An 11,935-nucleotide genomic window follows, 5' to 3' on the forward strand; every position below is an offset into this window, starting at 1 on the left:
GCCCGCTTGTCAATGCAATCCGCACAGCATCTTGGCGGAATTCGTCCGTCCGTTTCAGTCCCATAGTTCATCTCCTTTGCTGCAATAAATGCTATCAAAGGAGCGGCATCAAACCGTGACAGGTCCAGATCTACTATTTCGAGGTTTGGCCTAAACAACGTCATAGCTGTACTCCCCAAGGCCTGTGCGGGCAAATAGACCATCACTCCCGAGTTGTTCTATCTGCGGAAGTATAACTGCAACAAACTTCAATAAATCTGGCGTTTTCTCGATTGCCTGCTCGACAGCGGTAAAAAGTCCAGAAGGCACACTTTCCTGCTTGAGAGCCAGCATCTTCGACGAAGTCTCAACTGGTTCTATCATATTTGCGCCCGCTAGCGCGCTTACTGCTGTCGACTGGATTAGCTCCATCCTATCATACACAACGCGAGCACTAGGAAACCGATCGTAGCTTGTTTTGGGATATTTCCTCACGATTTGGTTCCGCATACGAGCAAAGCCCTCAATGCTCCTTGGCGCTCGGATGTCCTTTAGCATCCAGGGAAAGCAGTAGAAGAAGTCGGCTGCTCTTGCTGTCTTTGACGGGATTTCGCCGTTTTCTGTCGAAGCAAGAAGGACGAGCATTCGAAAGACGGCATGATAAGGGTCATAGGCCGCAGTATATGAGAGAGAGAACACTAGCTCCACCTCACATAGCATCTATCAGCAAGCCAGTAGATCATGCCCCTGACGTGGGCATGGTTGATGGTGAAATGTTCAAAACCTACCCCCATGTCTTGAAGTGTTGGCAGGACGATCTTGTCCTCGATGATTTCATCAATCTGCTGTCGATCAAGAGCTGAGGCGTGTGGAATGATGTGGTTCTCAAAAACATCGTTTATTCGTGCGAGGAACAAGGCAAATATCTTCTGTGCAGAAGGATAGTGCTGCATCTTGGCCAACAGCTTTGCAAAAAGCTCTTTCTTGGCTTGTGCTCCCTCGAGCTGGTCTTGGCGTTCCGCAGCTACCAGCTTGGCTTCCAAACCTACTAAATCTACTACGCTTCGCCTGTCTTGGAACATCTGTAAATCATCGATGAACCCGTCGACGCAGACATTTCCTTCGGAGATTTCTTTATCAAGACGGTCCAATAATCCGGTAACTTGTGACTGCTCCAACAAAGTGATTTTCCTGACAAAATGTGGCGACGCTCCATTATGCGCCCACAAGGTATTGGGTAGTCAACAGAATATGCACTTCTTGCCCGCAAGCAAGTATAGTAAGCAAATAGGACTTAAACGTTTCATGTACCTGCTTGATTGCCAGTCCAAAATGTTCACTGACCGGGATTGCGGGCGCTCGTAGACGGATATCGTCTCCGCAAAGCAACCTAATTTGAGCATCATCAACACCTCGAGTCGAGAATGAGCGTTCAAGTTACTCAAAACAGCCCCGCGATTGATGTTGTGATTCAAATGTATTTGGCGGCGGCTTATCCGAAGGACAACCCGCCACTAAAGCTCCTTTTGTGGATTTGATGTTCAACCATCGCGCATCGTCGTGCGAGGATTCCGTCTGCCGTACGTTTCGCCGACAAACTTCCCCGTCACGGCGCTCCGCATTGATCCATGAGTTGAACCTCCGCCGACGCGCTCGTTGACGGTCGTTCGAGGGCTGCGCTTTGCATGTGCTTTGGTGACGAAGCGACCTGAAATGGTACTTCTTGCACGTGTTCGATTGCTCTTCTTTGCCATAGTATTTTGTCCCTTGTCTTGGTTATGCAGCCTGAGCCTCGGTCTCGTCGACGACACGAGCCGAGCCCGCGTTATTGGACACAGACGAAGCGCAATTCTTGGCGTTGTGTTTCTGGGTGTAGCGCTCACTACGCACCATGGTTTCGCCGTTCGACGCCACAAAGCGGGTGAAGTACTGACCATCACTCGACTTGGCGACTTCCCAACGATACCCGCTTCCAGTCTCACCCACCGTGAGGTCAACAACCGGTGCGCCAGGGGCATTTGATTTCAGCGAAGAGATGTTCCTCTTGGCCGCGTCTTTCGTGGTAAAGTTCTCTGACCACACCATGATCTCTGAGTTGTAGGTGAAGCGCACGCGGTATTGGCCGTTTGCAGCATCAACGATTCTGAAAGCGTACATAGCAGGTTCCTTTTGTTGCTATAGTGACGTTGTATTGCTAGTTAGCAATCACAGGGATATCCGATTCTCGAAATATTGCAAGAGTGAAACGGGAGAGCACATGTCGAATTTCTTTGATGCGGAGGGCTTCTATGCTGCCCTCGATGCGATCAGGCGAGATAGAGAGGTTTCGTGGAAGAAAGTTGCGGAGAAAGCCAAAATCTCGGCTTCTACTTTGACCCGCATGGGTCAGGGAAAACGACCCGACGTCGACAGCCTTGCGGCGCTGGCATCGTGGTCGGGTTTAGATGTGAGCCAGTTCTATCGCGAAACCGGCACACCGCGAGCTCAAAAAGATACGCTTGCGGAGATAACTACCTTGCTTCGCGCGGACAGACACATCGGCGGCGAAGACGCTCAAACGATGGAGCTCATGATCAAAACGCTCTACGAGGATATGAGGAAACGCAGAGCAGATGGGACATAAGTTCAAGCACGGTTTCAAGGCAGAGGCCGAGCGATATGCAGAAGAATTCAGAGCGGAGCTGGATCTAAGGCCGGACGCGCCTATGTGCCCGCGTAAGCTGGCAGAGCATCTAGGTGTTCCTGTCTTCGGCATTCGAAAAAATCCAAAACTGCCGTCAGAAATAACAAACCACTGGGCGAACCACCCAGATGACCCTTTTTCAGGTCTCATAATCTCCGATGGAAGCTATAAAGAGATACATCACAACGATTTTCACCATCCTCGCCGCCAAAACTCTGATCTGGCGCATGAGCTAGCGCACATAATCATGGGTCACGATCTCGAAACGCCGATCAAAGACAACGGCGAACGAGCATACGACAGAAACACAGAAGAAGAGGCCAAATGGTTGGGCGGGACGCTGTTACTTCCAAAGAAGGCCACAGTCAAAATGGTGTTGGACTCATTCTCCAGAGAAATGGTGGAAGAGATCTACCAAGTTAGTTGGCAGATGTATCAATACCGGCTGCAAGTGACCGATACCGTGAGAGCAGCAAAGAACATCCGAAGAAAGTATGCTGCGGAATGAGCGGCATATTCGTTTGCACTTGCAGCGAATGGCTGGTTCGACGCTCTGCGTCACAGCAATGCAATGTTGTGACCATCGGCAGCAATGGGCCGTACCCTATTCTTCGCACCTTGGTGCGTGAAGCCGCTCCTGCTAAGAGCATTCGAAGATAACTAATTCGGAAGCAAAGATGTTCACGCCGACAGCGTCATTCAAAGACAACTTGCAACTGCTGCCGTCTGTTGATGGCATTAGCCATATCAACATTATGGATTCTGCTGGTGCGATTGTTGACATTATTGAAAACAAGCCTGGAAAGCAGGGTTCACTCGTTGTGTATCAATATCTTGCAGAAGTCTTCGGCAGAATCGACGCAAAGGCTGCGGCACATGGGTTGGAAGTTTTTGCTGAGCATACGGTTGATGCAAAGAGTCGACCTGGAGCGCACCCCAATATTGATCGCCTGTTGGATGTCATTGACACGGGCAAGTCGTTGGATGTTCAGGTCGTGCGAGCCTAAACCTGTGACCTTGGGTTGGGGTTAGCGGTTTTCGTGAAAGGCCAGAGCAAACTTGGTTCTGCTCTCGGCACCTGCCTTGCGAAGGATGTTACGTACGTGATTGCGTACGGTTTTGGGTTCTAACTCCAAGCCGAGTGCAATCTCCTTGTCTGACAAACCCTGTGCCAACTGTTTTGCTACACGTTGTTCTGCTTCACTGAACAAGTCCCAACGGTCATCGCTGGATTTGAGCTCAGCTAGCACGTCGGATGGTACAAATTGTCCACCTGCCGCCATCATGCGCAAAGCGTGGAGCAGCGGTTCATCAGACATTGATTTTGGGAGCCAACCGGCGGCACCCGCTGCAATGGCGGCTTTCACCAATTGAGGTTCTGTTCTGCCGGATATGATACCGACAGTCTGTTCTGGGTGATCTTTGTGGATCAGGCCCGTGCCTTTGATCCCATTGGTTCCTGGCATGTCGTAATCCAGCAGCACCAGATCGAATGGCTTGCCTTCAGCCACTGTCTCGAGAGCAGCCTTTGCAGAACCCACTGACACCGTGTGGATCGACGGGTCCAGCTGCTTCAGCAAGTAGACCATCGCTGATCCAATCATAAGATGATCATCGGCAATGAGCAGGCGTTTCATCGGTAAATTTCTCTTATTGATTGTGAGGAGCAGTTTCACGCAGAAATCGGATATGGAAAAGAAGTTTGATTTGGTGATCAGAGACATGCTGCGATTTGCAGCGATCGTTCTGCTGTGGCTCGCTGCGTATGTTTCTGCTGGTGTTTTCGACTTCTTTGAAACCTACGCGAGTCTTTGGTTCCTGCCTGCAGGCGTCACGTTGGCTGTCGCATTGACGGCACCTCGAAAGTTCCTCTTAGCCCCCTTATTGGCAAACCTGCTGCTGGCGATCCCAGCTGTTTGTGGAGTGCTTGGCGTTGAGTTCACCAACTACCGAGACCCGATCCTTCACGCGTTTCGCCTCTACGTGATTTACACTGGGGCGGGGTTGATCGCGCGCCACCTGATTGAGGTGAGCTTACCGATCTGCGACTTGAAAAGCCAACTTCAGTTGATTGCGATTGCATTGGTTTCGGCTCTGTTGGGTGCTCTTAGCGGGGTGTCGCTTCACGCGACGGTTGGCAACTTCTCGTGGCCTGTTGCTTGGGAAATACTGCTGCCTTGGGCCGTGGGCGACGCAATTGGGACGTTGATCCCACTGCCAATATTGGTTCCGTTCCTGATGTGGTTTTTTGGCCGTGGAGTACAGGCAGTTCTACCCGAGTGGCGAGTCATAGCGTTTCAGTTGGTGACGATCCTATTGGCGATGTTCATTGCGTTTTGGGCTCCATCCCAAGGTACCTATTTGGATTCGCTGTTCTATCTGATCTTGCTGCCACCTGTGATTTTTGCCGTACGAGGCGGTCTCCCATCTGCCGCAACAGCGATTGTGTTAACTGCGCTGTTAACGCCTCCTGCCGCCAACTGGTTTGGATTTGAGGGGGAGCGTATCTCCCTGCAGGTGCTTTTGCTGCTGACGGCGATCTCCACCTTGATGATTGGCGGGGCTGTTTCAGATCGTGAAGTTGCCTTTAATGCCATCAAACAGCATGAAGCTGACCTAGAAGAAGAAGTCGCCAACCAGACAAAAGACCTGCGCGATGCCTTTGAGTTCCAGCAGCATTTGATACGCTCGATAGGCCACGACCTGCGCCAACCCATGCATACTGTGAATATGATGTTGGATGGGCTGGTGATCGAACACAAAGACACCCCAGCGGGTGCACCACTGGAGCAGGCTCGTGCTATTGGGCAAACAGCGTCTGGGTTCATCGACAAGGTGCTTTCTTATGCCAAGCGAGAGGCAGGTAGGATTGACATCATTTGCGAAGAATTCGCGCTTCAGCGTGTGTTCGACCAAGTGTTGCAGACATTTGAGCCGGAAGCCAATCAGCGTGGCGTCGTTTTGAACGTGATACACACCAACCACCAAATGACATCTGATGCTAATTTGGTTTGGGAAGCCGTTTCCAACTTGGTTCAAAATGCCGTCCGCATGAGCGAAGATGGATTGAACGTAACGGTTCGAGCGGAAATTGATGAAACCCGCATCGCGGTTCATGTGGTTGATGAAATCAAATGTGTTGAAGGTCCAAATGGTCCGGCGGGCTTTGGGCTTGAGATCGTGCGCCAGATTGCACGGATGCTAGACGCGAAGTTCACTTTGAAGCCGAACTTAGCATCCATTGAATTTGCATCGGCCTAAAAATCCAACTTACTGCCCATGCTGCCAAGTCGGTTCGGGGCGCAACTAGGCGTATGAAATCATTGACTGAATGAGTGGGAAAACTTGATCAAATCAAGTTTTTTGCCTCTCGCCTCCGTCAAAGCACCTAGTTTGGGCAATTTTTGCAGCCCTTTGGGTCAGATGTGCACAACATCAAACAGATCAACTCTGACAGGTTCACCCCACAAACAATTTTCTGTGGAGGAACTTATGCCCAAAGGGTTTTGGACAACCGCCTATATCGCTGCTGTTGTGGCGATCAATTGGCTTTTTGTGGTGGTGCCGATGGTGCCGATACTGGGCACGATGTTCCCGCCCGTGATGCTTGTCGTTGGCCTTGTGTTTGTGTTTCGGGATTTTGCCCAACGTGAGATTGGCCATTGGGTGGTCATCGCAATGTTGGTAGCAGGTGGCATCAGTTACTTCATGTCAGCGCCGGTTGTGGCTGTGGCGAGTGTGACGGCATTCCTAATCTCCGAAGCCATCGATTGGGCTGTCTATACGTTCACACGTAAGCCGCTGTCCCAACGTATTTTGTTTTCGTCCGCCGTGGCTGTGCCCGTGGATACTATTGTTTTCCTCCACATGGTTGGCTTCTTCGACTGGACAGCTGTTGCTTTGGTCAGTGCTGCCAAGATGCTTGGGGCGTTGGGGTTCTGGGTTGTGCTCCGAAATCGCGAAGCCACCGGAGTAGCAGCGTAATGCCCACACTTTGGCTCTTTGATATCGAACCCCACGAACAACGCTACACCATAGAATGGCGGGAGCACCTGCCTAACCAACTCATCGCCGCGATGGTACGGCGAAAGAAGCCGTGGAAGCTGGAAGTGGTTCATGGCTCAGCAACTTCTGGGAAGACTACACCGGGTGCGTTTCTGAATTTTGCGGAAACCAATGCCTACAAGGCTTGTCAGATTGCGGAGTTTTCCCTGATGGTTCAGCAGGGGCGCGTCAAAGACGGCGACCGCGCATTGTTTGCTGACGCTTGGCACCCCGGTGTTATCCAGCTCAGATACATGGCGGATTTGCTTCCGCTGGAGCTGTCCATCGATGTGATGTGGCACGCTGGTTCGTACGATCCGTATGATTTCTTGGGGCGGACACCGAAGGTCAAGAAGTGGAGCTACAATTTCGAAAGAGCCATTTTCGAGGCTGCGGACCGAAACTATTTCGCGACCAAGTTCCACAGGAAGCTCTTCACGAAAAAGATCAACCCAAGTCAGCAAAGCACCTACCGCGTCGTCGGGTGGCCAATGGAATACTTGGAGCCACTTTTGACCCCACTAGTGAGTTCGGCAAAAAAAGACACGATCCTTTTTCCGCACCGAATTGCGCCAGAGAAGATGCCAGAAGCTTTTGAGCTTCTAAGTGCGAAACTGTCCCACTACAGGATTGTATTTGCGCAGAAAAAGCCGCTTTCCAAGGCACAATATCATCATGAACTGGCCCGCGCTCTGGTGGTGTTTTCAGCAAGCAAACAAGAGACTCTAGGCATTGGAACATACGAGGGCATTCTGGCCGGTGCAGCCCCCATCGTTCCCAAGCGTTTGAGCTACACCGAAATCTATCGGGACTGGTGCTATCCATCCAAGTGGAGCGAGTCCCCAAACGCTGTTCAGCGCAATGCAATGAACCTTGTTCGGTCTATCCAAAAGGCGATTCACGAACCAGCTCCAAAAGAACTGAAAGAGCTAGGGAAACGCGTTGGCCGTCAGTATTTTAACGGGAGTAAACTCTATGCCAGCGTCCTCAGATAAGAGCTTACCAGCAATAATCCGTGATCCAGCGGATGAAGTCGATGAACGGCACTTTGGGGTGATGGGCAATGAACCTCGCACCAGTTTGGAAGGCACGCAGCTGGATCAGGCTGTGGAAGACATGTTTCCACGCGATCCTGCCAAACAGCGCACGCTTCCTCAGGGACAAGACTACACCCTAGTCAGCGCATATGAAAATGTGGCTTACTACATGCCTGCGCTTAGCAGCACATACGTCGATGCTCTGGAAAGGGTAGGCCTGCCGAGCCGATTTGGTTTTTCCGCAGAGGACCTCCAATTCACCAATCCAAAGTCGAAGCTCTGCTTTTACCCCTGGGTTCTCTACAGCGGTGGCCAAGCGGCAAAAACGACAAAGCTAGCCAAGCAGCGGAATTGGTTGACCGGTGGCAACCATGATCCTCGTGTAACTTTGATCGGCGACAGTGGTGGTTTTCAAATCCAGCAAGGCACCATCGCATTCCAAGGCATGCCAACAGTAGAGCGGATGCTGCGGTGGCTAGAAGCAGTTGCCACCCATTCCATGGTGATGGATTTCCCGCTCGCGACAATCGCCAGTGGCGGTGTGGATATTCATGTGCAGCGTCTCATGCGTGAAGGCGTCGAGATGGAAAAACTCTCCAAGGCGCTTGGGTTCGATACGGGATTTCTGGCTTGTTTATTTCAAACCGTGCGCAACAACCGGTACTACCGGAAGCATCGCAAGACCGGCGCAACCAAAGTGCTGAACATCATCCAGGGGCGTAACGAACGGGAAAGCAAGTTCTGGTTCGAACGTATGCGTCAGTTTCATTTCGATGGCTGGACATTCGCAGGAAAACACCACTCGCAGCTGGCAATGACGTGTCGTCGGCTCATTGAAATGCGCGACCTAGGGCATTTGCGGCAAGGCCAGTGGTTACATTTTTTGGGCGTTTCCACTCTGCGGGTGGGAGTTGGCTTGAGCATGCTTCAGCGGGCTTTGCGCAGCTATACCGATGCAAAAGACATCCAACTGTCTTTTGACTCTGGTAGCCCGGTGGATGTCATGCGCAACGGGTACGAAGCCGTGACCGGCGTGGATATGTCCCCTGAGGTTTGGAGTTTTCGATCTGCACGAACACGGCAAGAAGCGCATGATTGCGATCAGAGGCCATTAAACGAAATCTGGGGAAAGGGTGAGCGGACGCTTGAGTTTAAGCCGACAAAGACTGCTTTGGGTTTGCATCTGACGCTTGACGATTTCGTAGACAAGCCTTGGGTTGGATTAACAGCTTCGCAAACCCGCAAATTGCAGCAGGTTTTGCTGATCCATCATAACACACATGCGTACTTCGAAGGGTTCCGGCATGCGTACCGCACCCTTGATGACCGCAATGTTTTGGAACGACCCAAAGAACTGATGTGTCTTCCGACGCTGCTCGACGGTGTGTTCACCTCCGAAACTCCCATGCAATTCATTCAAGATGCCGAGCGAGAGTTGAACGCACTGGCGCTGGCAAAGGTATAGGTCATGACGGAAAACGCACTTGTCGTCGTTGGATCAAACTCCAGCAAAAAACTGGCTGAGTTCGACCCTGAACTTAAGGCAATCCAGAAGCTATCGGCCAAAGCTGAAAAGGCTCTCAAAGGTCATCATGCCCGCGTCCATCAAGCTTTGGTGGCCACCTATAAACTGTGCCTTGAGCTGCAAGAGTTGGAGATGCTAACGCTGTTCATTGGTTTGAAGGTCAAGTCGATCAGTGCAAAGCAAAAGGGCAACGACTTCCATGAGTTGGTTGGTATCGCGTTCCCAGATGCTCGAGATGATAGCAAATCCCAATACCGGAAAATCCTGAAGTACGTTCAAGGAGAAGGCTGGAGCGTTGACCAGTTTCGCCAGGCTTTTTTGGATGGGGAGACGATCAAAACTCTCTATAGCCGCGCACTGGAAACTGAAAAGGCTTCCGGCGACTCCCGCACCGAAGATGATGCGTCAGAAAAGTTTAAGCAGGCCAAACAAGTTTTGGACGCGCAATCCCTGGGTTCCGTAACAGGACTTCAATCGAACGCTATGCAACCGCACATGGTTCACGGTTATGCCAATGCTGTTGTTCGGGAGGCGGCGAATGGGGCTGAAATTGTCGGATTTCTGCCAGCAGGGCCTCAAGCCACCTTTGAACGTGCGTTGATCAGCTTGGTTCCCTCCATCACAGATCGGACAGAGCGACGTTTAACCAAAAAGCGGCTCTACGCGTTCTTTGTCATCTGCGATGTATTTTCTCGGCTGCAGCCCGGAAAAGCTGATGTGCTTGAGCAGCTCAAAGCCATGAATTCGATGAAGACCGCATTGGAAGCCAATGAAAACGCCAGCAATGACGAATTCGCTGAGGCTCTTGCAGAGCGATATGGGTCAACAGATGACAGTGAAGACGAGACTGCCGAAAAGAAAGAAAAGGCAAGTCTGACCACCAAGGACTTGCATCAAGCAAGGCAGGTACTGTGGCTTACCAAGCAAGATGGCAATGCGGCGACAATCGTCGAAAACGGAACGATCTTGCCTTCGATGATTGCATTGGAAACGCAAATTCCTTGGGAGGATTTCAAGCAGATGGTGCGTCAGCTGCGCATAGCAGCGATCGATGCACAGAACTTCGCATCTGATTTCTTGCGCCAACTTGAATGGGAGGACGAGCATACTTCGAAGCTCTCCCATCTGGCATCCAGCGGCAGCGCCGCAATTCAGTATGCGTTTCCAGGAGTTACCCCAGGCAAGAAAGGGTATCGTCTGCTCAAAACTGGTGCGAAGCCTGAATATGAGTTCAGCTTGACGAAGGGTGTGCTGAACGAGCTGCACGGTTGGCGCGAAACTTTCAAGAAATCATTGCCGCGCAACTCAAAGCGACGGTTCCCGACACTGCTCAATGTCACCGAGGAAAACGGGTATTTGTACGTTCATTTCCCTGACAAGCCCAGTGAAAAACAGAAGCTCGGGAAGATCAGCTCGACGCAGCAAAGCGCATTGCCTCTTGGGTCGGACTGGCTTGTACAAACCCGCCAGTTGGAAAGCGTAATCAGTCTTGGCGTAGACTACGGCATGACGTTTGAAGGCAAACTTCTCTCCATGGCGGGCGCGCCATTTGGGATCGAGCTGAACTGCAAGCTACCAACCGGCCCTTGCAAGATGACTTTGCCTTTGATTGTCGGCCTCGCCGGTGGGTTTGTCGAAAACACGGACATGTTCATGCCGCCTGCTGCCTTGCCAGCGCCTAGCCAAGATGTTGATCCGAATTCAGATACTTTTCCCAAATAGCAAAAGTCTCCTGCTCTCGGCGCGCCGCAAAGCTGGGAGCAGTATTCAGGGGGCGTTCGTAGAGTTCCAGCAGCGCATTGTGTGCATCACGGATTGGCGTGATGTGTACGCCGTCATCGATGAAGGCTTGCCACCAATCATACTCATGGACCAGCAACGTAGGCAGTCCAGCTGCCAAAGTCTCCATGGCTGAGAACCCATAGGATTCCAGCTTTGCCGGATGGAACGCTATCCGGGCAGATTTGATGAAATCGGCCTTTTCCTGACCAGTGATCTCGGATTGGATATTGTGATCGGTAATGCCGTACTTTTTGAAAGTTGCTTCAAACTTCTTTTCACCAGATGCCCGGGTAAGCACTTTGGCTGGCAGTCCAGCTTGGGCGACCTTTTGAGCAAATACCGCTGGCTGCTTGCGAGGTTCATGCCTGCCGATGAAAAGGACACCACTTCGTTCGCCTTCGTATGGCTGCAGCAGTTGTGGATCAGGGATTGGCATCGGCAGCACAACGGGCGCGGCAGAAAATTCCAAATACTGCATCCGCTCAACGTTGTAATCGCTTTGTGTTGCCGTGGTGACGCCAGCCGTTCCAATGATCCTATACAGCATTTCCATATAGCTTGGGCCGAATTTGCTACTCTTCGGGATTGGGTTCAGCACTAGGTTCTCGTGGTGGGTATAAAAGGTGGTCGGGATTTCACAATGCAATCCCATTTCCAGTACGGCCAACGCAGCCTCCGGCGTGTTGATCAGCAGATGTGTGGGAGGCTCGGACCCCAACGCTTTGGACAGTGCTACGGCGAAATTCTGAACACGAAAGTGGACCTGTCACGGTTTGATGCCGCTCCTTTGATAGCATTTATTGCAGCAAAGGAGATGAACTATGGGACTGAAACGGACGGACGAATTCCGCCAAGATGCTGTGCGGATTGCATTGACAAGCGGGC

13 protein-coding genes are annotated in these 11,935 nt (G+C 51.5%); 8 read left to right on the forward strand and 5 right to left on the reverse strand.

All coding sequences use genetic code 11. The annotated features are described in order from the left end of the window. Positions 1 to 150 precede the first annotated feature (150 nt). The 3 genes from HKX44_RS19810 to HKX44_RS19820 form a co-directional block, all read right to left on the reverse strand. Complete coding sequence (locus tag HKX44_RS19810; protein ID WP_276153087.1) at positions 151 to 678, reverse strand: ABC-three component system middle component 5; 528 nt, start codon at positions 676 to 678, stop codon at positions 151 to 153. Next, complete coding sequence (locus HKX44_RS19815; protein ID WP_276153088.1) at positions 678 to 1,160, reverse strand: ABC-three component system protein; 483 nt, start codon at positions 1,158 to 1,160, stop codon at positions 678 to 680. Before HKX44_RS19815 ends, HKX44_RS19810 begins: the two co-directional genes overlap by 1 nt. Positions 1,161 to 1,755: 595 nt before the next feature. Continuing rightward, the gene (locus tag HKX44_RS19820) at positions 1,756 to 2,136 is read right to left on the reverse strand and encodes a DUF1508 domain-containing protein (protein ID WP_276153089.1); all 381 of its coding nucleotides are present in this window, start codon (positions 2,134 to 2,136) and stop codon (positions 1,756 to 1,758) included. Positions 2,137 to 2,236: 100 nt separating this feature from the next. Between HKX44_RS19820 and HKX44_RS19825 the strand changes: the two genes are divergently transcribed. The 3 genes from HKX44_RS19825 to HKX44_RS19835 all read left to right on the forward strand — a co-directional run bounded on the left by HKX44_RS19825 (position 2,237) and on the right by HKX44_RS19835 (position 3,669). After that, positions 2,237 to 2,602: an XRE family transcriptional regulator gene (locus HKX44_RS19825; protein ID WP_276153090.1), complete on the forward strand. Its 366-nt coding sequence runs from the start codon at positions 2,237 to 2,239 to the stop codon at positions 2,600 to 2,602. Next, complete coding sequence (locus tag HKX44_RS19830; protein WP_276153091.1) at positions 2,592 to 3,170, forward strand: ImmA/IrrE family metallo-endopeptidase; 579 nt, start codon at positions 2,592 to 2,594, stop codon at positions 3,168 to 3,170. Before HKX44_RS19825 ends, HKX44_RS19830 begins: the two co-directional genes overlap by 11 nt. Positions 3,171 to 3,339: 169 nt before the next feature. Continuing rightward, on the forward strand, positions 3,340 to 3,669 hold the full coding sequence (locus HKX44_RS19835; RefSeq protein ID WP_276153092.1) for a DUF2322 family protein: 330 nt from the start codon (positions 3,340 to 3,342) through the stop codon (positions 3,667 to 3,669). 21 nt (positions 3,670 to 3,690) lie between these two features. Here HKX44_RS19835 and HKX44_RS19840 read toward each other — a convergent pair whose 3' ends face one another. Then, positions 3,691 to 4,386 (reverse strand): response regulator transcription factor, encoded by a 696-nt coding sequence (locus HKX44_RS19840; RefSeq protein WP_276153093.1) that lies wholly within the window; start codon positions 4,384 to 4,386, stop codon positions 3,691 to 3,693. Here HKX44_RS19840 and HKX44_RS19845 point away from each other — a divergent pair. From HKX44_RS19845 to HKX44_RS19865, 5 genes are all read left to right on the forward strand, one after another. After that, positions 4,352 to 5,923, forward strand: a complete 1,572-nt coding sequence (locus tag HKX44_RS19845) for a hypothetical protein (protein ID WP_276153094.1) — start codon at positions 4,352 to 4,354, stop codon at positions 5,921 to 5,923. The two genes, HKX44_RS19840 and HKX44_RS19845, sit on opposite strands and share 35 nt — an antisense overlap. Before the next feature lie 231 nt (positions 5,924 to 6,154). Beyond that, positions 6,155 to 6,646: a hypothetical protein gene (locus tag HKX44_RS19850; RefSeq protein ID WP_276153095.1), complete on the forward strand. Its 492-nt coding sequence runs from the start codon at positions 6,155 to 6,157 to the stop codon at positions 6,644 to 6,646. Continuing rightward, entirely contained in the window at positions 6,646 to 7,701 is a 1,056-nt protein-coding gene (locus tag HKX44_RS19855) for a hypothetical protein (protein WP_276153096.1), read from the forward strand. Before HKX44_RS19850 ends, HKX44_RS19855 begins: the two co-directional genes overlap by 1 nt. After that, on the forward strand, positions 7,682 to 9,208 hold the full coding sequence (locus tag HKX44_RS19860; RefSeq protein WP_276153097.1) for a hypothetical protein: 1,527 nt from the start codon (positions 7,682 to 7,684) through the stop codon (positions 9,206 to 9,208). The genes HKX44_RS19855 and HKX44_RS19860 overlap by 20 nt, the downstream gene beginning before the upstream one ends. Before the next feature lie 3 nt (positions 9,209 to 9,211). After that, the gene (locus HKX44_RS19865; RefSeq protein WP_276153098.1) at positions 9,212 to 10,990 is read left to right on the forward strand and encodes a hypothetical protein; all 1,779 of its coding nucleotides are present in this window, start codon (positions 9,212 to 9,214) and stop codon (positions 10,988 to 10,990) included. On the opposite strand, the gene HKX44_RS19870 is transcribed toward HKX44_RS19865, so the two are convergent. Continuing rightward, positions 10,947 to 11,717: a glycosyltransferase gene (locus tag HKX44_RS19870; RefSeq protein ID WP_276153099.1), complete on the reverse strand. Its 771-nt coding sequence runs from the start codon at positions 11,715 to 11,717 to the stop codon at positions 10,947 to 10,949. The genes HKX44_RS19865 and HKX44_RS19870 overlap by 44 nt on opposite strands. Between the last annotated feature and the right edge of the window lie 218 nt (positions 11,718 to 11,935).

The organism is Sulfitobacter sp. M05 (genome assembly GCF_029285175.1).
In the GTDB taxonomy this organism is placed as follows: Bacteria; Pseudomonadota; Alphaproteobacteria; order Rhodobacterales; family Rhodobacteraceae; genus Sulfitobacter.